General features: G+C 45.5%; 19 protein-coding genes. 7 read left to right on the top strand and 12 right to left on the bottom strand.

Annotation, left to right across the window (positions count from 1 at the left end; genetic code table 11):
* Window positions 1–8: 8 nt before the first annotated feature.
* The 3 genes from ACVBJC_RS00170 to ACVBJC_RS00160 all read right to left on the bottom strand — a co-directional run bounded on the left by ACVBJC_RS00170 (window position 9) and on the right by ACVBJC_RS00160 (window position 2,953).
* A complete protein-coding gene (locus ACVBJC_RS00170) occupies window positions 9–1,727 on the bottom strand; it encodes a 4Fe-4S binding protein (RefSeq protein ID WP_447159098.1) in 1,719 nt (572 codons plus the stop codon).
* 111 nt (window positions 1,728–1,838) lie between these two features.
* Window positions 1,839–2,489 carry a DUF3306 domain-containing protein gene (locus tag ACVBJC_RS00165; RefSeq protein ID WP_447159099.1) on the bottom strand — a complete coding sequence of 217 codons (651 nt, stop codon included), beginning with the start codon at window positions 2,487–2,489 and terminating at the stop codon, window positions 1,839–1,841.
* A complete protein-coding gene (locus ACVBJC_RS00160; protein ID WP_447159100.1) occupies window positions 2,486–2,953 on the bottom strand; it encodes a DUF3305 domain-containing protein in 468 nt (155 codons plus the stop codon). The genes ACVBJC_RS00165 and ACVBJC_RS00160 overlap by 4 nt, the downstream gene beginning before the upstream one ends.
* A gap of 284 nt (window positions 2,954–3,237) precedes the next feature.
* Between ACVBJC_RS00160 and ACVBJC_RS00155 the strand changes: the two genes are divergently transcribed.
* On the top strand, window positions 3,238–4,080 hold the full coding sequence (locus tag ACVBJC_RS00155; RefSeq protein WP_447159101.1) for a formate dehydrogenase accessory sulfurtransferase FdhD: 843 nt from the start codon (window positions 3,238–3,240) through the stop codon (window positions 4,078–4,080).
* A gap of 47 nt (window positions 4,081–4,127) precedes the next feature.
* Window positions 4,128–5,033: a substrate-binding domain-containing protein gene (locus tag ACVBJC_RS00150; protein ID WP_447159102.1), complete on the top strand. Its 906-nt coding sequence runs from the start codon at window positions 4,128–4,130 to the stop codon at window positions 5,031–5,033.
* A 4-nt stretch (window positions 5,034–5,037) separates the two neighbouring features.
* Here ACVBJC_RS00150 and ACVBJC_RS00145 read toward each other — a convergent pair whose 3' ends face one another.
* The 3 genes from ACVBJC_RS00145 to ACVBJC_RS00135 form a co-directional block, all read right to left on the bottom strand.
* Window positions 5,038–5,409, bottom strand: a complete 372-nt coding sequence (locus ACVBJC_RS00145; RefSeq protein ID WP_447159103.1) for a nuclear transport factor 2 family protein — start codon at window positions 5,407–5,409, stop codon at window positions 5,038–5,040.
* Window positions 5,410–5,529: 120 nt separating this feature from the next.
* Window positions 5,530–6,660 (bottom strand): 23S rRNA (adenine(1618)-N(6))-methyltransferase RlmF, encoded by a 1,131-nt coding sequence (rlmF, locus tag ACVBJC_RS00140; protein ID WP_447159104.1) that lies wholly within the window; start codon window positions 6,658–6,660, stop codon window positions 5,530–5,532.
* A gap of 66 nt (window positions 6,661–6,726) precedes the next feature.
* Window positions 6,727–7,128, bottom strand: a complete 402-nt coding sequence (locus ACVBJC_RS00135; protein ID WP_447159105.1) for a flagellar basal body-associated protein FliL — start codon at window positions 7,126–7,128, stop codon at window positions 6,727–6,729.
* A gap of 153 nt (window positions 7,129–7,281) precedes the next feature.
* On the opposite strand from ACVBJC_RS00135, the gene ACVBJC_RS00130 reads away from it, so the two are divergent.
* The gene (locus tag ACVBJC_RS00130) at window positions 7,282–7,845 is read left to right on the top strand and encodes a chorismate--pyruvate lyase family protein (RefSeq protein ID WP_447159106.1); all 564 of its coding nucleotides are present in this window, start codon (window positions 7,282–7,284) and stop codon (window positions 7,843–7,845) included.
* 51 nt (window positions 7,846–7,896) lie between these two features.
* On the opposite strand, the gene ACVBJC_RS00125 is transcribed toward ACVBJC_RS00130, so the two are convergent.
* The 4 genes from ACVBJC_RS00125 to ACVBJC_RS00110 all read right to left on the bottom strand — a co-directional run bounded on the left by ACVBJC_RS00125 (window position 7,897) and on the right by ACVBJC_RS00110 (window position 14,080).
* Window positions 7,897–10,701: an immune inhibitor A domain-containing protein gene (locus ACVBJC_RS00125; RefSeq protein WP_447159107.1), complete on the bottom strand. Its 2,805-nt coding sequence runs from the start codon at window positions 10,699–10,701 to the stop codon at window positions 7,897–7,899.
* A 1-nt stretch (window position 10,702) separates the two neighbouring features.
* The gene (locus ACVBJC_RS00120; RefSeq protein WP_447159108.1) at window positions 10,703–11,005 is read right to left on the bottom strand and encodes a hypothetical protein; all 303 of its coding nucleotides are present in this window, start codon (window positions 11,003–11,005) and stop codon (window positions 10,703–10,705) included.
* A gap of 143 nt (window positions 11,006–11,148) precedes the next feature.
* Window positions 11,149–13,311 carry an MGH1-like glycoside hydrolase domain-containing protein gene (locus tag ACVBJC_RS00115; RefSeq protein ID WP_447159109.1) on the bottom strand — a complete coding sequence of 721 codons (2,163 nt, stop codon included), beginning with the start codon at window positions 13,309–13,311 and terminating at the stop codon, window positions 11,149–11,151.
* 172 nt (window positions 13,312–13,483) lie between these two features.
* Complete coding sequence (locus tag ACVBJC_RS00110; protein ID WP_447159110.1) at window positions 13,484–14,080, bottom strand: YhgN family NAAT transporter; 597 nt, start codon at window positions 14,078–14,080, stop codon at window positions 13,484–13,486.
* Between the two features lie 217 nt (window positions 14,081–14,297).
* Here ACVBJC_RS00110 and ACVBJC_RS00105 point away from each other — a divergent pair, with 217 nt between their 5' ends.
* Window positions 14,298–15,929, top strand: a complete 1,632-nt coding sequence (locus tag ACVBJC_RS00105) for a metal transporter (RefSeq protein WP_447159111.1) — start codon at window positions 14,298–14,300, stop codon at window positions 15,927–15,929.
* Window positions 15,930–16,028: 99 nt separating this feature from the next.
* A complete protein-coding gene (locus tag ACVBJC_RS00100; RefSeq protein WP_447159112.1) occupies window positions 16,029–16,799 on the top strand; it encodes an NRDE family protein in 771 nt (256 codons plus the stop codon).
* A 290-nt stretch (window positions 16,800–17,089) separates the two neighbouring features.
* Here ACVBJC_RS00100 and ACVBJC_RS00095 read toward each other — a convergent pair whose 3' ends face one another.
* On the bottom strand, window positions 17,090–17,512 hold the full coding sequence (locus tag ACVBJC_RS00095) for a YybH family protein (protein WP_447159113.1): 423 nt from the start codon (window positions 17,510–17,512) through the stop codon (window positions 17,090–17,092).
* Window positions 17,513–17,652: 140 nt separating this feature from the next.
* Here ACVBJC_RS00095 and ACVBJC_RS00090 point away from each other — a divergent pair, with 140 nt between their 5' ends.
* Both ACVBJC_RS00090 and ACVBJC_RS00085 read left to right on the top strand, forming a co-directional pair.
* Window positions 17,653–18,204, top strand: a complete 552-nt coding sequence (locus tag ACVBJC_RS00090) for a lysophospholipid acyltransferase family protein (RefSeq protein WP_447159114.1) — start codon at window positions 17,653–17,655, stop codon at window positions 18,202–18,204.
* A 64-nt stretch (window positions 18,205–18,268) separates the two neighbouring features.
* Window positions 18,269–18,895, top strand: coding sequence for a LysE family translocator (locus ACVBJC_RS00085; RefSeq protein WP_447159115.1), 627 nt, complete (start codon window positions 18,269–18,271; stop codon window positions 18,893–18,895).
* A gap of 105 nt (window positions 18,896–19,000) precedes the next feature.
* Here the strand turns inward: ACVBJC_RS00085 and ACVBJC_RS00080 are convergent, their stop codons facing one another.
* Complete coding sequence (locus ACVBJC_RS00080) at window positions 19,001–20,254, bottom strand: mechanosensitive ion channel family protein (protein WP_447159116.1); 1,254 nt, start codon at window positions 20,252–20,254, stop codon at window positions 19,001–19,003.
* Window positions 20,255–20,299 lie beyond the last annotated feature (45 nt).

Genomic DNA, 20,299 nt, shown 5'->3' with positions numbered 1-20,299 from the left:
CTAAACTCTTATCGCAGTTGCTTTTCAGGATCTTGAAGAATGTCTTCAAACATGTCTTTTACTCGACAGTCACCACACATTTTTAAACGCTCTGTGTTGGCACTGAAGGCACTGTGGGTTCCTACCACTTCTAACATCCGCTTCACCATGGATTGTGTTGCGAACGGTTCGCCGCAAGTAATACATTCGAAGGGAGCTTCCTCATGCAGGGTTTTACGCTCCTGACGCGCAGCTTTATCAAAATTAACCTGAGACGTTAAGCTGATAACTTTCTCAGGGCATGCTGTTTCACACAAACCACACTGCACACAATCTTGCTCAACAAAATAAAGCGCTGGTCGATCACCGCCATCGGTCAATGCCATCGTTGGACAGGTCGCCACACAAGACATACACAAGGTACAGTTTTCAGTGTTAACACTGACTTGACCGTATGGCAGGTTGCTCTGTGACAAACACGTATCGACAGATGCAGCCTGTTCATTTAGATGATCGATTGCGTTGTAAATGGTTTCACGCTTAGTGGTTGCCACAAACTCAGCAGGCACTATCACTGGCCAGCTTGCACTGGTAACAAGCAACTCTGAAAGCTCTTTAGCACCGGCTTCGTTAAGATGAGCCTCGGTGATAAGGCTCACGCGTCGCGGTTGCCCCATTTCATCAAGAATGTCGTTGGCTAGCGCTAATTCACCATTAAGCATTTGAGTTAATGTTGGCGCAGTCGCATCCGTTTGCAGGATTAATACCTGACGCGCACCCCATGCTAATGCTGACAACCAATGGTCCATGCTCGCAACGGTGATCTCCTCCATTGCAATCGGGATGATTTCACCCGCGAGGGCTTCAGTTATCGCCTCTTCGCCCTTACCCATATCATGAAATAGGATCACTGGAGCAATTTGTGCTTGGGAGCGGAAGTTCGTCACCAGCTTATTCAGGTAGGTATGCATAGCTTGCGGCGTTGGCAAGTCATAACTAATAGCACCTGTTGGGCAAGCATTAGTACAACTACCAGCACCGTGACAAAGGTAAGGATCAATTTCGATCATCTTCCCTACGCTAGTAATCGCATCGGCGGGACAGAAGTTCAAACAACGAGTACAGCCTTCATTGCCGTGACGGTAATGGGCACAAATATCACTGTTAATTTTAACGTAGCGTGGCTTATCGAATTGGCCAACCAGCTCTGGAAGCTGCTCTAGCGCTTCATCGAGCTTAGCTTGGTCTTGACCCACATAGAAATAGCCTGGTGGCAGCATTTCAAGATTGATGCAAGGGCTCATGCTAAGGTCGAGAATAAGGTCGAAGTGGGCTTTACGAATGGCGACAGTACTTAATTCTGCATTACCGTTTTCGTGTTCAACCTTGACTTGAAACTGACCTAAGAAACCTTTAATTTCAACAAGCTTGTTGTAATAGCTCTCTACGTCTTCAGCAGCAGTCATTACTTTTTCAAGATGGGCTTCGTCCTGGCTAGTGATTGGCTCGTTCGCCAAAATGGCGCACTTACCCATACTAGACAACTTGTCCGCAGCTAAACGTGCCAAATCTTCTGGCCCGATAACAAGAACATTACCTTCGGTGGTGTAGCTAATGGTCGGTGGGATCAGATTTTGAATCATCTGAGTCCCAGCAAGGACCTTTTGTCGAACCTCTTTGAGTCCAACTTGTGTTTCACTATTGCTCACATTGCGTTCCTGAACAGTTCTTTGGCTGTTTCTGTACATGAGTATCGCTGTTATCTCATCGCGCTTTTCATTAGCACCAGCTTTTATTACTCTCTAAATACAGCAATTCACATACCAAATTTGTGGAAATAAAAACACTCTATAGTGACGTTAAACAACTTTATCGGTCGTAACATCACTGCTTTTTGGTTCATTTTGGGACAAGTCGTCTTTATTGTCGTCCAAAATGTCCGATACAGCTTTTGTATCATTAAGGTGTTCATTCTGATCGGTATTTTCAGCTGCAATCATCTCATCTGATGCTGCCTCAACGCCGTCTTTGGCTCCATTCTCATCATCTTCATCTTTGAAGTTATGGCGGAATACTTTCTTAAATAGCTCAGCAGAGACATCAGCTGTTAGCTTAGGCTGATTACTGTAATCAAGCGCATATTCAAGCAAGCCATCAATTTCGCTGTAGTGTGGCTGCTTCCATAGTGCCTTTAGTGCTGCAGCTTTTGCAGCCGGGTCTACATTAGCGCCCATAAAGCTGGCAAAACTACCACCGACTTCAATTTTTTCAGGATCAGGCAAGTCCTCTGCACGCAAAATCTTATCGGCTTGCGCTTCAGCTTGTGTGTCGTCAGAGGCTGGGGTTGAATCTGATGCTGTTACTTGCTCTGCTTCAGCTTGCTGTTGGGCTGCTAGCGCCTGCTCTTCGGCTTGTTGCTGTGCCGCGGCTTCTGCGGCAGCGACTTCCGCTTCACCCTCAGCCTCTACTTGTTGCTTACGTAAATTCCAGCGGGATAAAAATCCACTCATGTTCTGTCCGCCATGTGGTTAGTACTTGGCCCTTGGTTCTTACGGCGATCCACATGTTTACGGCGATGTGCGCTAATTTCGACTTCACCATGACGAGTAATGAACGCTTCAATCCAGCAGGCAATAGCCTTGGGCATAGGGATGTTTAATACTGGGGTATCAGCTTCTAAACAACCGGCTGCGACATTTTGGTCAGCAGATAAGGCAACTGGGATCCACTCACCTTCGAGCGTTTCATCACAGACGATATACAGCATCGCGTTATCCATATCGATATTGATACGGTAGCTGCCGCGCTCATCTTTGTGTAGCTCAAGTAGAATTAGGTAGGCACCTTCAGGTGCGGCGTGGGTGGCAGGAAGTATCTGATCGACCTCCCACTGTACTGAGGTCCATCTTCCGACTTGCTTCTCGGTCTTCTTAAGAGAAACGTACATTGGCCATTGGCTTTCGGTATGTTGCATTCAGTCTCCGTCTTGCCTGAGGTGGCTGCCGATATAGCAGTCCAACTATATAAATACTCCCCTAAGCTAAAGCAATATATGTGCCATACGATATCAATTAAATAGTTTGAACTAGATCAACTATTCCAAGCAAAGACTAGGACATTTTGTCTAAATAGCAATTACCGATAGGACATAAAAGGGCGACCCTAACACTAGAACTGTGATCTACTGCTAATTTATTCCCCCTATAAAATTAGGTACAGATATTGCTTAGAACTAGGCGCAATTATTCCCTTTAACAGATGATGGGTCACATGACAGCATACAAAAGCAATCCAAAGTTAATTAAAACCAATACTGAAGTCCCTCTTACGATTGCTGTAACCGCCATTAATGAAAATGGTGAAAAAGTAGATAAGTTCATTGCTTGCGAACGCCCTCTCACTGTTTATCTAAATTGGCAGCCTATTGTGACGTTAATGACACTTGGCGCCCGAGCTGAAGCATTGTCATTAGGCTATCTTAAAAACCAAGGATTCATCTCAGATATCAATAAGCTAGAATCTGTCATCGTTGACTGGGATGTGAATTCAGCCGCCATCATTACCAGTGAGAAAATTGAAAATCTAGATGAAAAACTGTCTGAAAAAACCGTCACAACAGGCTGTGGACAAGGTACGGTTTACGGCGACTTTATGACTGGACTTGATGACATTAAGTTACCCACGCCTCAGTTAAAACAGAGCATGATCTATAGCTTGCTTAAAAATATCAGTGCCTACAATGAAACCTACAAAAATGCCGGTGCAGTGCATGGTTGTGGCTTATGCCAAGAAGACCAAATTGTTGGCTTTGTTGAAGATGTCGGTCGTCACAACGCTGTTGATACCTTAGCCGGTGAGATGTGGTTAAACCAAGATTCGGGTAACAACAAACTGTTTTACACCACAGGACGTTTAACCTCTGAGATGGTGATTAAAGTCGCCAAAATGGGGATCCCAGTGGTGTTATCCCGCAGCGGCGCAACACAGATGGGATTAGAACTCGCACAACAGCTTGGAATTACCATGATTGCTCGCGCTAAAGGTCGCCACTTCTTAATTTATAACGGTGCTGAGAATATTGAATTTGATGCAATTGCCTAACCGAATAGACCTAATAACTAGTATTAAATGCGCAACAAGGATTAATCATGACCGAGCCGACTGACCTGATCTATATGAGTGCCAAACAGGTATCTGAGTACCTAGATCTCAATGAGAAGAAAGTCTACTCAATGGCCAACGACCGCATTCTTCCCGCGACTAAAATAACGGGTAAATGGCTATTTCCAAAGATCTTAATCGATAGATGGGTGATGGATTCATGCCACAGCGGCATGCTATCTGATCGTATGCACATCACAGGTAGCGATGACCCACTCTTGTCAATGTTGGTCGCTAGAATGATGTCACAGGTGGGTAAAACCGAGCTCATCAGTTACAGCTCTACTGGTTCACGCTTAGGTTTAGACTTGCTTTCACGAGGTTATGCCGATGTGTGTACTCTGCACTGGGGCAGTGTTGAAGAGCGTAGTGTTCGCCACCCTGCTTTGTTACAGGGTTACGCTAACCACCAGCAATGGGTCATGGTGCACGGCTATACCCGTAAACAGGGCTTAATGATGCGTCCAGACATGCATCACCGCTGTCAGGAGTTGGACAAAGTGTCCCAACAGTCTTGGCGTTGGGTCGCTCGCCAAGCGGGAGCCGGTAGTCAACAACACCTTGAACAGTGGCTGATGAAGCAAGGTGCTTCATTTGAAGAGCTAAATTCAAGTATTGTGGCACAGAGTGAACGAGAGTTAGCGGGTTATATTGCTCGTAACAATGCCGATATCGGTTTTGGCTGTCAGTCGGTGGCACTCGAAAGTGGCTTGAGTTTTGTGCCACTCGTCACAGAGTCTTTTGATTTTGTCATGCCGCAGGGGATCTACTTTAGACGCCAGCTGCAAAGACTTTTCAACTTATTAGCTGAGCCACAAACCCAACAACTAGCAGCTACGCTTGGGGGATATGACTTAACAGATTGCGGTAAGTTACTCTGGAATGGCCAGTAATAAACTAGAACGGCTTACATTGGGTACCTTGATGAAATACCATTTGCCATAAATCTCGATTTTTTCGCCAGATAGAACTGCGAATTGAAAAGCTGATGACATTCTCATCAGCTTTTTTTAATGTAGCTCGATAGGTTACCTGACAAACATCAGGCGCCAACTCTCTCACTGCAAATTGGCTAGTTTCAATCAATGGCATACGTTCATCGGGCAATCTAGAAAGCACTTCCGCTTTGCCAAAGCTATAGCCGCTGGCTGCAAACTCTAGAAAATCATCACTCAGCAAACGCTCCAGCTCAGCACGAGAAGCTCTCACTTCAGGCTTTTGCAGATAGAGTTCTAGCTCAACAAGTAGGTTTTCCAGTTTGAAGTTCACAATAGAATCCCGTAGCGCCAGTAGATTTATCCCTTTATCAGTCTAGGATAGCTTTTGATATTTTTGAAGTATCTCAGGTGCTTATTTAGCGATTAAACCTGACCACCTTCTGAAAGGTTACTACTGCGCATCACGAAACTGTTGCCACAACTCTCTTTGTTCAGGTTTAAGGAAAGTCCAAGCTAACACTCGAGTAATTTTATTTCCCTGATGCATCTCGATCTCTTTCACCTCATCGGCTTGTACTTTTTCAAGTAAGGCCATCGCCGGTTTCAAGTTTTCTTTTTTAGACACCAAGGTGGTAAACCATAAGCATTGATTGGCAAAATCTCGACTCTCGCTAATCATCACTTGTAAAAACTGCTGCTCACCGCCCTCACACCATAACTCAGCTTTTTGCCCGCCAAAGTTCAGTACTGTGTTCGACCTATCCGCGATCGCTTTAGGTTTATCCGCAGCAAGTTTTACTGATTTAGCTCTATTTGCCGCTAAGTTTTTAATTTTACGAGCTGTACCTTCATTCGCCTCGGCCAAAGAGGCATGAAACGGTGGGTTACATAAGGTCAGATCGAAACGGTCATCGGCTTGGATCACACCACAAAAAACCTGTTTTGGATTTGTTTGTAGGCGTGCACCAAAGTGATCACTGATCTCTGGATTATGAGCAAATATTGTTTGTGCATTCGTTATCGAAAGCGGATCCACATCACTGCCCACAAAGTTCCATCCATAAGACTGGATCCCCAATAATGGATAGATAACGTTGGCACCGGTACCGATATCTAACACCTTAACTCTCGGCCCTTTAGGTACTCGTTTCTTACTGGATTTCTTAACCGCGAGTAGATCTGCCACATAGTGAATGTAATCGGCACGACCAGGGATCGGCGGGCATAAAAAGCCAGTTGGTATATCCCAGTTATCAACGCCATAATGCAATTTCAACAGCGCGGAATTGAGCATTTTAACCGCTTGTGGATCGGCAAAGTCTATCGATAGATTACCGTAGGGATTAGGCTTAACAAACGGTTTTAACGCTGCAAAGGCTGCGATCAAAGCTGGAAAGTCATAGCCCTGGTTGTGCACATTTCGCGGATGCAGCGACTTAGTCGTTTGCCCCTTAACAATCGCAGTTTTCTGCCCCTTAGTCGCAGGCTTTGAATGTGGCGATGTAGAGGCTACTTTTCGCTTGGGTGCTGAAGGCTTACTCGCCTTGCGCTCTTGAGTTGAAGATTTAGTTTTATGACTCATGTTTTAACGCGCCAGCACCTGTAAAAGAGCAAACACTACAAATGTTTGCATTGAAAATTAATCTTATTAATCATAAAGGTATTTAGTAAACAGTAAGTTTACTACCAGAGGACTACCCGTTTCTTGTTCCAGAAGTTGATTCACTTTCTCGTAGCATTGACGACGGATCTCTTCCTTACCCGTTAAAGACTTCACCTTGTCTTCAGTCTGGTTGCCTAAGATCTCAACAATCGCAGCTCTTAACAGAGGATCATGCCTCTCTAAACTAACCAGTTGTTCTGGTTTTTTAACCATTAATTCGACACTTAGTCTGACATAGCCCAACTTCTTTCTATTGGAAATATAGTTAGTCACTATCTCAGGTTCGAAGCCATAGTAAGCGTACTCTTCTAGCGGCTTATTGTCGGCTGCCACAGCACTAAAGCTGCTGCAGAGCGCCACGAGTAGTACGGCTATTATTTTGTTCATCTTCAAACTTACTCCCTAGTCGATATTCGATGAGACCGAGTCTCATTCCATGTTGTTACATGCCGAGCTAATCACTCTGAGTCGACAACCTCTACCTGCAACGGCATGGGCATGCTAGACTGCTTCGGTTTGCTGTATTGTACCGAGAATTTGATGACTGTGACTAGGCTAAGCTTCCCTTATGGTGAATCAATCCAATGGTTTTCACCAGAACAAATCGCCAATTTACCTACGCCACCTTTTAAGGACTGGCTATTAAGCACTTGTAGCTTAACGCAAAAACTAAAAAAGCAATGCACTCACTTTGAAGTCCGAGTTCTTGGAGAGGACACCCTAATTCCCCCTGTAGAAGAGGCCTTTGGCAACGAAAGCATGTGGATTAGAGAGGTGTTACTCGTTTTAGATGGGATCCCGTGGATTTTTGCGAGAACCCTAATCCCTGGGCGATTACTAGAGAAAAAACAACAAGATTTTCTAGGCTTAGGCGGCAGACCATTGGGCGAATTACTCTATTCAACCGATGAGTTTACTCCAGGCAGAATTGAAGTGGCGCATTTTGAAGCCTGCAGCAAAATAGCTAAACTGGCAAAATCACTGCAACAAGATGTCAGTGAAGAGTTGTGGGGGCGCCGTCGCTACTTTCAACATGAAACCGAACAATTGGTGGTGAGCGAGGTTTTCTTACCCGCCGCTCAAGCAGCCATCGCTAAACTTTAGCGCTATCGCTGGCATAGAAAACGATCTGTTTTATGCCAGCGAGTCATGCTGTTATTGGCGACGATACACACCCAGTAGAGCAAGCATTACCAGCGACAACCAACCTAAACTTCCACCTCCAGAAGAGCCCGCAGGCTCAATAACTGCAGCTGCCACCGTAATGAGTTCACTCTTTTGCGCTGTTTGCCCCATACTGTCTGTCACCGTTAACTTAACGGTATAGCTACCTGCTACGCCATAAGTGTAACTAGGAGATTGAGCAGCGCTGGTATTGCCATCGCCAAAGTCCCAAAGGTAACTCAAGTCACCATTACCGCCTGTCGACTGATTGATGAAGCTCACTAATAAGTTAGATGTGGTTTGAGTGAAGCCCACCTCTATCGCTGACCCCACAACAAGGTTGGCGTTATTGGTAAAACTTATGCCATTACCATCTGTTACGGTTACCGTGATGAGGTAATTACCATCAGTTGCGTAGGTGTAGCTGGGTGAAGCCTGACTACTGGTGCCATCAGTGGTACCAAAATCCCATGCGTAAGTATAATTGCCATCACCACCACTCGCATTGGCGGAGAAGCTTGCTTCTCGACCTTGTAAGCTATAACTAATACTGCTGTTGAGCTCTTGTGAGTCTGCTGGCGTTTGGCTGGTATACCTAAACTGCACCATCGCATTACTGCTATTGCCTGATTGAGTCATCACCTCCATGGTTAAGCCCAATTCCGGTAACACAGTGCCAGACTCCTTTTGCAGTGGCGCACTGTAATCATTGGCATCATCGAATAACTTAGCCGCCCCAAGGTGTTCATCGTTAAGGTAGCTCGACTGGTTAAATAAGCTAAAAGCTGCATCTCTGACTTGAACACTCGAATCATTGCTGCCAATTAAGTTTTGATCAGCATCGACCACACTAATCAAGCTATAGCCGGGGTGGTTGCTCACTTCATTGTTAATGTACTCTTGGTTTTCAAACCATAATACAACCCCAGGATCATAAGATTTAGATTTAAGACCTTTATCAATACCTTGCTGGCTTCTTAGCTGAACAATGTAACGCCTGTCTTTACCTGGACGCTTATTACTTACTCTGGCAAACCCTGCATAGGCAATATCAGCCTCTAACTCACCACCATTAAAAAATATCGTATCGGTGTTATCGAGCATGATGTCGATATCATCGATCACTATGCCATAGTCACCCACGGCCTGATCCGTCACATATCGCACCGAGAGACGTACATCTCGGCCAGCATAAGGACTCAAATCAAACAGCAGGTTAACCCAAGCATCTGCGCCTTCGGCGCCAGCTAAATCGCTAGATTTACCGGTAATAATATTGCGTTCATTATTCTTCGAGTTACTCGCCTTAGTGTACTGACCAGCTATAGGTACACCATCGACCAGCAGCTGCGCGTAATCATAATCTTGCTCAATGCTCCAATGTGCTTGCATCGATAATACAAGTGGGGTGGCAGCGGGTAATTCAACATCGAATGACATGGCATGATTAATCATATCGCCTTGATCTGAATAGTACTGATACGAGCCGCTATATGGCTGTTTAAACTCAACATCCACAGCAGGGATTGGAATTGAGATTTGGTTGACCTGCTCATGGTTGACCGCCTCTACAAGATTAATATCTAACCCAGTATCGGCAATAGAATCGAGGGGCACAATTTGCTCAGTAACCCAATTACCGCCATAGATACTCTGTAGGTAAGAACGCGCATAAGGGCTAAAGCCTGATGGCATTGAGCCAGCAAGCGAACCGGCCCAACTCCCTCCCGCCATGAGCGACCAAAACCCTACCGGAGCCCCTTTACCGAGCTGCGTCGTGTCATACTCGTCAGGCAAGCCTAGGTCATGGCCAAATTCATGCACACATACACCCAGTGCCGCATCAATGGGCTGAATGGTATAGCCCGAAAGCTTAATGGCTGTTCCAGGTAGCATATAACTGCCCCCATCGACAAACGAGCGATGGGACCAGATAGCATCGGCGCCCAACATCCCTCCACCCGCTTCTTCACCAATGCTCGAGTGGAAAATCATCACATGGTCGATAATGCCATCGGCTTCATTTGTTACACCGTTATTGTTTAAGTCAAAAGGATCTTCGATATCATAGCGAGCTAATTCAGCATCACTCATACCAGCAACCGCAGCAGTAACAGCTTCTTTGACTAAATCAGACACCGCGATGTCGTTATCATTATCATTGGGATCGTTACCGCCATAAACAGCCGCATTATTATCCGCTCGATACCAGCCCTTTACATCACCGGTAAAGAAAAAACTGCCACCCGATTCGGCTTGATAGTATTGATACCCTGTCATCAAGGTTTGCCCTTGAGGACCGTCATAACCCGTTTCAGAAAATAACAATGAGCGATAATGTTCGACCGAATAATCGTTATAGAACATCTGAGTATCACTACTGGTTAAGCCATTGTCGTTATGGGGAAGATCTGGGAAATCGATAAGTACGGTAAGCACTTTGACCGTTTTATCATTAAAACTCTTCACCAAGGGTGATGAATTGCTAGCTAACTTCGCCCGCTGTTTAGCCCGCTCAAGTCGTTTAAATTGCTGCTGTGCTTGGATCAATGGGATTTTCTTCACCCCACCAGCTCGTTTAGTAAACGCCTCTATCGCTTGCTGTTTTTCAGCTTCAGTTGCGTCAGCAGAAATATCTCCGCGTTTAACCAGCCAATATAGCACCTGCTCTTTATTGATAATGTTGGCATCAGCAGTCGTACCCGATGTCACCGGAACTGCCAGAGCGATAGGAGAAAATGAAATGAATGCACCCAAAAATACTGTGAACAATTTAGTTTTAAGCAATTTATTCATACTACTGACTTCCTTTTTTACAGTCTTTGAATGCCTTTTGACGCTTGCGGATATATTCGTTTACCGCCTCTTGCGCTTCAGCCTCAGTCATCTGCTCAGTAATCAAGCCACGCTCTTTAAGGTTAGCCTGTAATTTACTGGTATCGTGAATGGGTGACATAGAGCTGCACAAGGCTTGCTTGCGAGGAACATCGCTATGGGAGTCGGTAATAATCGACTGCTGTTGTATCTCGTGAGAGCGACTATTGCAGGCCGATACCAAAACAACACTAAGAAAAATAAAGACAAAAACAGAGACTTTCATAGACCACCCAACACTGCTGAATCACAAAACAATAACAATAACAGCAATACATTAACAGTCAGATTGATATATTTAGGTGGTCAATTTATTAAAAATAGGATTATCGACTAATTTTCATTGAGTTAGCAGCAAAAACATTGTGATTAATTATTATTCACATCGGTCAACCATGATTGATAAATAAGCAATAGTACAGAAGCTGACCAACTAAAATTAGTGCAGTGCAACCCCTCACCTGTGAGTGGGTTGTAATTTTCCCGAATCGGACTCTGGCCCAAAATCCCCTCTCCCTGCATCACCAATTGTGTTGCAAGCGCCTGAGCTTGCGAGTGATAACCGTAACGCTCAATCCCTTGCAAGCCAAATAATGCCTGATCTAACCACACTGGTCCGCGCCAATACTTTGCAGCAGCAAAGCTAGGACTGTCGGCACTCACTGTTGGAAATGGAATCAAGGTGCCAAATTGCGCAGCCCCAAGATGACGTTCAACAATAATCTTGGCCTGGGCATCACTTGCAGCCCCAGCCCAAAGGGGAAGCCAGCCTTCAACGCCCTTACCTTGCTCTATCATCAATTCGCTGCCTGTTGCAAAATAACGAATATCATAGAAAAACCCTGATTCAGGATCATACATCTGCATCTGGATCTGCTTGGCTAACCTCGTCGCCTCCACATCCCACTTCTTGGCATCACCATTACCCAATGCCTCAGCCATCTGCTGCAAAAAACGTTTCTCAGCATACAGATAAGCATTAAGATCAACCGACTCCTGTGATACCGAATAACCTACTAATTGACCTGCACTATGGTTTTGCCACACAGTTAATGCACCATCCACATCAAATCGTGGCGCGTTATCCATTCCCGACTCCCACGCAGCCGCTTCAATAACAGCTTCCGCATTAATAGAGCCATCTTCATTGAGGTGCATTGGATGCAGATTAGCGCCGTACTCGGCTAAACCGTTATCGTTGTTGTCACGGTTGCGATACCACCATTCATGATACGCCACCAATTTGGGATACATGGTCGTGAGAAAGCCCACATCCTTATCTTGCTCGTAGATCTGCCACACCGCCCACGCGGCCAATGGCGGCTTACCATTACGCTCGTTCCAGTTGCCTCCACCACCACCACGCTGACCATCTTTATTGTAAAAAATGGCGTCAGGCAGATTGCCTGCATCTTGTGGTCTTAACGGATCTTGCGCCGTAAATTGATAATCAAACATGGCGAGTACATTCGATTTCGCCAACTCAGTATCGAATCGGGCTAATGCAACCGCCTGCTTCCAGGTATCCCAGGCCCATACACCGTTAAACCATTTATAAGTAATCGATGGGGTAATCGCATCATGGGCAAGCGCTCCAGCTGGGCTACGCCAGTTATGCAGCAAGGTCAGCATGCTTTTCACGCCCAGTTGGCGAGCACTTTTATCACCACCTTGAATAACGTTATCGAGTCTTGATTGCCACTGACCGCGATTGCTCGCAAGCTGGGTATCAATCAGGGCCCAGTCGGGTTCCTTATGTGCTGTGCGCTCGGCTTGAGTATGAAAATAACGCTGCGCCGATACGAAGGTATGCTGCTGGCCCGCCTCTATGGCAATTGGCTTGGCGATGGCGCGATAACCGGATTTCTCGTTAAGATTAATCTTCATATCGCGATCAAACCAAAGATCATACTCGGCATCAGCTAACTGAATTTGCCAAGTTTCCATGATCGGATTAAGTTGCCATCGAATATGGTTTTCCCCGGCTAGCGTCTGCTTTATCAAGCTGTAATCAGGCAATGAAGGATGTGAGGTGAAGGGCGCGCCATGCCACACCAACTGCCAGTGTTGCGGCTGATGAGACAGGTTGATTAACTCAGTATGGATCACTGCTGTGCGATTATCGCTATAACTCAGGCTTAAATTCACCTGCAGATCAGACCAAGTAAAAGACTGCACTAGACCATCAGGCTTACTGTAAATCTCAACCTTATTGGCACTTTCAAAGGCAATAAACTCGTCTTTATCTAGATTAATAAGCTGCAAGCGCTGCAAACTATCACTCAGATGCAAACTGTACTCTTGCGCGATAAACAAGGGCCCAGTAAAACTCGCGTAGTAATCCGCATTGTCGGGCAAGTGAAAGCCATGCCAGGCACCCTGGTCGGTATAAACAGAGCCTATGGCCAGATTACCCTTATTATCGCGCTGCTCCATCGAGCTTGGCGTCCCCTGATACGGCAGCAGGTTTTGATAATCGGGAGAATCGAGTGAGGAAAGACTGGCGATACACAGTAGCAGGCAATTTAGCATGAGTTATTGTTATTTTTGAATATTATATCCAGAGTATTACAGGCTAAAATTTGTTCTGCAAGCCCGTTTAACCTTAGTTCACGATCCAAAAACTGAAATCATTATTGTCAGTCATTGATAGCGAGACTTAACTGACTGCCCACCAGTGGTAGATGCGCGTTTGCCAATCAGCTTACTGCCCGGTGTGACTAATGTAATTAGCGACACCGTCGAGGAACATCTGCACCGAGATCATCACCAGTACCATCCCCATAAGACGCTCGACAGCAGTTAGGCCTTTTTCACCTAAGACTTTAGTGAACGCTTTATAGAACAGCAAAATCACCGCACTTACGCCCCAAGCAGATACCAGTGCGATAGTCCAATCGAGCATGCGCTCATTGTCCGTGTGCGCCAGTAAAATCAATGCGGCTAACACAGAAGGGCCAGCCATTAATGGGATAGCCATGGGTACAATAAAAGGCTCTTCACCTGCCGCCAGACCAACCACGCCACCGGGTTGAGGGAAAATCATCCGAATCGCGATTAAGAAGAGAATAATACCGCCTGCAATACTCACCGACTCAGTGCGTAAATTCAGAAAGTTAAGGATAGCTTCCCCGGCGAACAGAAATAACATCATGATCACCAGCGCAAATAGCAACTCACGGATCAACACGCCACGGCGCTTTTTAGGTTCAATATGACGTAATATCGACGCAAAAATAGGTAAATTACCTAAAGGGTCCATAATAAGAAATAACATGACTGCCGCAGAGAAAGTATCCATAAGTAAATAATTCTATTCGCTGTAAAATATAATATTCTATAGTGTTTAACCGACAACTTAACAAATAGCAGCCAAACAACACCACATAAATTCACAATTAACTTGAATTAGTTGCGACTGAGTATCAATGTAAATTCAACATTGCACTCTGCTAATTCGCCACAACACTGGTATACTATGGCGTTTTTTCCGTGCTGCCGGTTTAATTTGGAACTCAATGCTGTATCTCTTAGCTAGCTGTATCGCACTATTATTAGGTCCGCTGTTTTATCGATTCTTTTCGGCAGGCAATGGATTACAAAAAGGCCTAGACGGATTTATATTCGTGTCTCTGGGCGGCTTAGTGCTGATCCATATTCTTCCAGAGCTATTAGAACATGGCGGATTTCTGGCCATTGTATTTGTCGTTATCGGCATGTGGGGGCCCACTCTCAGTGAGCGTCTGTTCCACCGCTATTCAGAAGTGACCCACAACCTCACCTTAATTCTAGGTATTGGCGGCCTATTGCTGCATACCATCACAGATGGTGGCGCGATGATCTTAGCCCAGCAAGAGGGCAACTCCATCTTGCTAGCACTCGGCATTATTCTACATAGATTACCTGTAGGCGTTGCGATCTGGTGGTTACTCAAACCACAAGTCGGCAGTCGCTGGGCAATGGTGGTATTAGCTGCCATGATGCTACTTACCTGTGTAGGCTATTTTGCTGGTGAACAACTACTGTCGCAGTTAAGCCTAGAAAATACAGTTTACTTACAAGCCTTTGTAACAGGCTCAATCTTGCATGTGGTGCTGCATCAGCCTCACGGCTCACCCGACACTGACAAGCAAGGCAAATACGAATATCAGGCTGGTATCGGCAGCTTGTTGGGTATCGTTTTACTGGTACTACTGCTAATGGTAGATTCAGGCGGTCACGAGCATCATCACCATAGTCATACAACAGAACACCTGCTCGACTGGATGCTGACGATAGCCCCAGTGTTATTACTGGCTTACGCGGTGGCGAGTCTGCGCTTTCATTATGGACTCACGCCTCATGATCAGCAGTTAAGCCGTCTCTGGTTACAACGATTACTTGGCCCTGAAGCCATTATCATTACCGGCTTACTTTTAGGACCAACATTTGCGTTATTACAAGCAATCTCGGTACTGATTATTGGCTGGCAATTGACACGCTGCAATGTTGAGCCGACGGATCCCCATGACCACCTTCCCGCTTCAGCGTGGCGCTTTGGCTTCGCACACTTAGTTGACCGCAGTGCGCCATGGATCCTATTGAGCCTAGTGTTAGCCAATCTAATTGGTCACCCTGCAGTGCCATTATCGAGCCCGCTAGTACAGGTTATTGTGCTGTTATTGGTATTTTTACCTATGCGCTTCTGTAATTTAGGTGCTGCGGTATTATCTTTATCGTTAGCCTACAGTGGCTGGACGACCACAGCGGTTATGCTGCCATTAATCGCCGCGCCAATATTTAATTTAGCTCAGCTAAAATTGATGAATTGGACGCAAAAGGCCAGCTTATTTGCGCTACTGATCACCTTGCTAGGTGCAATTGAGTTATTACACCCTAAATGGCAAGCCCTGGTTCATCTGCCTGCCACGCTAAACAATATCTGCTTAATCATAGTGGCTATCTTGTTTGCAACCAGTTTGCTTCGCCTTGGGCCACGTAAGTTCTTGAGTCGATTAATGCTACTTAAGCCTAAATCACATGCCCATGATCACGCTCACGGGCACGCACATTCAGACAAGCATGCGCACTCTGATGCACAAGAACATAACAATAGTCATGTGCATAACCATGGCCATAAAAAGAAGCATAACCACAAACATCATCACTAGGCTTTAGACATTAGACTTTAGGTTCTAAACCTCTAGTCGCTAGCTTTTCTAAGTCATGGGCATTAACCTGTATCCATGACTTAGATTTGAGCTTTGTTTATGTGCATTCTATTTGTAGCCCTGCAAACCCACCCCGAATTCCCATTAATCATCTGCGCGAATCGCGATGAGTTTCACTATCGGCCAACCGAACCCGCTCATTTCTGGCCCGCATTAAATCAGTCACATAAACTGCTAGCCGGAAAAGATCTCGAAGCCGGTGGCACCTGGCTTGGAGTAAACCAGCAAGGTAAGGTTGCCGGCCTCACCAATATTCGCGCGCCAGAACTTAACCAAAATGACATGAAAAGCCGGGGTGAACTGGTGCTAAAAGCCCTTGAGGCTGATGGTATAGATCAACGCTGGTTGCAGGATTACAGTCGCTTCTACAATCCATTCAATTTGCTCTTTGGCGACGAACACCTGTTGCAATGCTTCGATAGTCGCAGTCAAACGCTGACTACTCTCAGCCGCGGATTTCACTCCATCAGTAATGGTGCGCTAGATGACATTTGGCCTAAGATGGCTCGGGGCACTCAAGCAATAGAACAGCACATTAGCAATCACACCACGCCCGATATCGACGCCTTAATCAATATAATGACCGACAATACCCAAGCGCCCGATGCAGAGTTACCGGCAACAGGCGTGAGTGTAGAGTGGGAACGCCACTTATCATCAATCTACATTCAGCATGAAGAGTATGGTACTCGCTCGACCAGCATTATTTTAAAAGACAAACAGGGCAAGATACATTTCACTGAAGTGAGGTATGACGGCAAGGGGCGAAACTTAGGTAGGGATGAGTTCGTTATAGCGCCAGCAAGTTAAGCTGGCTTTTTTGCGAGCCGAATATTGAGCTCATCTGATATTGTACTCACCTTAGAGCGAGTTCAAGCAATAGTAAGATGAGCGTCTCCGGTATTAATCTTTTACTTTACGCTCATCTATCACAGCATGCCCAATCAAAAAGAGTGAGCCTATAACCAGTAAGGCCGCAGGTAATATAAACGCCATATAAACTCCTTACTTTTGTTAAAGCTATCAATATCAAGCTTTGCAGTCTAAAAGTTTGCTCGCTCAGCGAGAGGTTAGCTAATGACAGTTTTAGTCTAGCAGGCTCAATCCGATGTGTGGTCATGAGTGATCACCCAGCGATCATCGATTTTTTCAACCAGCAAAGTAAACACACCATTAGGGTTATCTTTAGCTCGCTCTAGTGACCAGCGTCCGACAACGATCGCCGCATAGTTACTTAGCATCTTGGTTTCTTTAATCGTAAAAGTGAGTGCGCCTAAAGCCGCCTTGTCTGGATAATGCTTCTTGTATGCCGCTAAGGTTTTATCCCAGCCGTAGCTAAATTTGCCATTCGACACAAAACGCATTTTGTCGTTATTCCAATAGCCTTGCATGTAAGCATCCAAGTCACCGCGATTCCATGCAGCCTGTTGTTCAGCCAAAATACTCGCAATATCATCCGTTGGCACAGCGTTGGCATTAAAGGCCAAACACAACAATAAGACACTGATTCCTTTTTTAAACATTGCCACTCTCCGATCGGGCTTTATTAGGTGTACTATACCCAAATATCCATCTGACGTCTTGCCGCCAATCATAGCTAATGATTGGCTAAAGCGGCAGAAAACATCAATACTCTAAAAAAAGGCCGGAAGGTTTTCGTTATATGTTTCAATTATTTTGGAAAGGGCTGCTAAAACTCATCGGCTGGAAAATATCCGGCGAGCTGCCAAAAGATAAGCAATTTATTGCGATTGTCGCACCGCATACCAGCAACTGGGACTTCATCATTGGGGTTATCGCCCGTGGCGCACTAGGCGTACAAATCAACTTCTTAGGTAAGCATCAACTGTTTATCCCACCGTGGGGCTGGTTTTTTCGTGCTATTGGTGGCACCCCCGTCGACAGACGTCAAAGTAACAATATGGTCGATGCCGTAGCCGAGTTATTTCAAGCCAATCCCAATTTCCGTCTAGCTTTGGCTCCAGAGGGCACCCGTAGCCCAGTATCTCGCTGGAAAACTGGTTTTTATCATATCGCCAATAAAGCTCAAGTACCGATCATAACCGTCGGACTCGATTTCGGTAGCAAGACAGTCGTGATTGCCGAAGGCAAAACACCAACAGGCAACATTCGACAAGATATGAACGAAATCGTCGACTTTTACCGCTCAATTCAAGGCCGTCACCCTAAGGCTATCCCCGACTATAATCCTTAGGTGTTTGCCTAAATAATGTCTGGCGGCTATAGTGCTGCCAGTCATTTAAAATTGTATAAAATCTATGAGCTTTGATACCTGGTTACTCTACCTCTTTGCCATATTGTTGATTGCCGTGTCTCCTGGCACCATGGCTGTATTGTCTATGGGTCACGGCATTCACTATGGTAAGAGTCGCAGCATAGCCACTGCATTTGGCAGCGTCACTTCGGCATTGATATTAATGATGGCGTCAGCTGCTGGCTTAGGCGCCCTGTTAAGCGCGACTGAATACGGCTTTACGATATTAAAATGGTGTGGCGCAGCTTATCTTCTGCTTCTTGGGATTAAATTACTGCTCACCAAGGGCGATGGTAAAGGCTTAGAGCTTAAGACAACCCAAGGTAAAGGCACGCCAAAACAGCTATTTAAACAGGCCTTTTTGGTGGGCATTAGCAACCCCAAAGATCTGCTGTTTTTTGCCGCATTGTTCCCTCAATTTATCGATATTACAGCGCCTCAAGGGCCACAACTGGCCATACTTGCTGCAACTTGGGCCGTGGTAGATTTTAGCTTTGTCATGATCTACGCCAGCATGGCGAATGTGCTCGCGCCAACACTGAAGTCGAGTAATAAACTGCATTGGTTTGATAGAACTAGCGGTGGAGTATTTGTGGCATTAGCGGCAATTTTGGTGACTCGCGAAAACTAATTTCTCACCAATACCAATCAGTGTAAGCCACAAAATAAACAGCCAGGATTAATACTGATGAGTGTAAACCTGGCTGTTGCTATGTATCGCAATATCAAGAAAAGATTAATGCTTCAAGCTGCGAACATCCGCTCCCGTCGGGCCTTGGAATACTCTTAAACCAAATTCAGGCAATATCGCAAACAGGTGATCAAATATATCGGCTTGAATGCCCTCGTAAAAATCCCATCTTGTATCGTTAGTAAACACATAAAGCTCGATAGGGACGCCTAGCTCGGTTGGTGCCAGTTGACGCACCATCAGCGTCATATCTTTACGGAGCTTATCGTGCTGAGTTAAGTACTCTTGGATATAAGCCCTAAAAGTACCTAAGTTGGTTAGATGACGGCTATTCACATACATGTCTGCATCTTGTACATGAGCGTTATATGTAATGATCTCCGCCGACTTTGCAGAGAAATAGTCTTTAAGATGATTGATCTTGCTTAAGCTACGCATATCATCTTCAGTTAAAAAGCGCACCGATTGAATGTCAATTTGTATCGCACGTTTGATCCGTCGCCCACCAGATTCAGACATGCCACGCCAGTTTCTGAAGGCCCCAGAAACCAAAGCATAAGCGGGTAACATGGTCAGGGTCTGGTCAAAGTTGCGCACTTTAACAGTGGTTAACGACACCTCCTCTACTGTGCCATTGGCTCCAAAGTTGTCCATTTCGATCCAGTCACCCGGGCTCACCATACGGTTAGCAGCAAGCTGAATACCCGCCACAAAGCCCAAAATGGTATCTCTAAATACCAACATGACTAAACCCGTCGCGACACCTAAACCACTTAAGAAATAAACAGGTGATTGGTTTGCTAACACTGAAATAGAGATGATGATAGCCACAAAGAACATGAACAATTTAGCCAGCTGCACAAAGCTCTTAATCGGTAATCTACGACTCACTAAATTATAATCAGCGATTTCATTGGCAGCGTCTAACGAGCTATAAATAGCGCGAACGAGCAACACCACAATCATCACGTCGAGTAACCGGTCGCTTAAGCTACTCATTACTTTATGGTCACTCAACGCCAGCGGCATCAAAATATTCAAGATAAGAACGGGAACCAGTATCGCGATCTTCTCGAGTACTTGATGACGCATGAAAATATCGTCCCAATGCGCTTTCGAACGCAGAATAACCATATTCATGGTGGTTACAACGCCGCGCTTGACGAAGAAATAACCAATAAAAGCGATAATAAAGCATGCAACCACCATAATAGCGCTAGACATACCATCTGATGGCTGAGCATCAATGCCGAACTTGGTAAGCCACTCCACTATCGATGAGCGTAATTTCTGATCCAAAATCTCTCTCCACTTTTGATCGACCCCACACGGAGCATCGATCTA

The sequence above is a fragment of the Shewanella sp. 0m-6 genome (genome assembly GCF_052977325.1).
The sequence above is the reverse complement of the archived record's forward strand: the minus strand, read 5'-3'. Positions and strand labels throughout refer to the sequence as shown.

Bases quoted from the DNA above. Each gene is read 5' to 3' on its own strand.
- rlmF (WP_447159104.1), bottom strand. From the start codon at position 6,660: ATGAGTCATAAAACTAAATCTTCAACTCAAGAGCGCAAGGCGAGTAAG.
- ACVBJC_RS00160 (WP_447159100.1), bottom strand. From the start codon at position 2,953: ATGCAACATACCGAAAGCCAATGGCCAATGTACGTTTCTCTTAAGAAG.
- ACVBJC_RS00150 (WP_447159102.1), top strand. From the start codon at position 4,128: ATGACCGAGCCGACTGACCTGATCTATATGAGTGCCAAACAGGTATCT.
- ACVBJC_RS00165 (WP_447159099.1), bottom strand. From the start codon at position 2,489: ATGAGTGGATTTTTATCCCGCTGGAATTTACGTAAGCAACAAGTAGAG.
- ACVBJC_RS00135 (WP_447159105.1), bottom strand. From the start codon at position 7,128: ATGAACAAAATAATAGCCGTACTACTCGTGGCGCTCTGCAGCAGCTTT.
- ACVBJC_RS00155 (WP_447159101.1), top strand. From the start codon at position 3,238: ATGATGGGTCACATGACAGCATACAAAAGCAATCCAAAGTTAATTAAA.
- ACVBJC_RS00110 (WP_447159110.1), bottom strand. From the start codon at position 14,080: ATGGATACTTTCTCTGCGGCAGTCATGTTATTTCTTATTATGGACCCT.
- ACVBJC_RS00095 (WP_447159113.1), bottom strand. From the start codon at position 17,512: ATGTTTAAAAAAGGAATCAGTGTCTTATTGTTGTGTTTGGCCTTTAAT.
- ACVBJC_RS00105 (WP_447159111.1), top strand. From the start codon at position 14,298: ATGCTGTATCTCTTAGCTAGCTGTATCGCACTATTATTAGGTCCGCTG.
- ACVBJC_RS00130 (WP_447159106.1), top strand. From the start codon at position 7,282: ATGACTGTGACTAGGCTAAGCTTCCCTTATGGTGAATCAATCCAATGG.
- ACVBJC_RS00085 (WP_447159115.1), top strand. From the start codon at position 18,269: ATGAGCTTTGATACCTGGTTACTCTACCTCTTTGCCATATTGTTGATT.
- ACVBJC_RS00125 (WP_447159107.1), bottom strand. From the start codon at position 10,701: ATGAATAAATTGCTTAAAACTAAATTGTTCACAGTATTTTTGGGTGCA.
- ACVBJC_RS00100 (WP_447159112.1), top strand. From the start codon at position 16,029: ATGTGCATTCTATTTGTAGCCCTGCAAACCCACCCCGAATTCCCATTA.
- ACVBJC_RS00120 (WP_447159108.1), bottom strand. From the start codon at position 11,005: ATGAAAGTCTCTGTTTTTGTCTTTATTTTTCTTAGTGTTGTTTTGGTA.
- ACVBJC_RS00170 (WP_447159098.1), bottom strand. From the start codon at position 1,727: ATGTACAGAAACAGCCAAAGAACTGTTCAGGAACGCAATGTGAGCAAT.
- ACVBJC_RS00090 (WP_447159114.1), top strand. From the start codon at position 17,653: ATGTTTCAATTATTTTGGAAAGGGCTGCTAAAACTCATCGGCTGGAAA.
- ACVBJC_RS00115 (WP_447159109.1), bottom strand. From the start codon at position 13,311: ATGCTAAATTGCCTGCTACTGTGTATCGCCAGTCTTTCCTCACTCGAT.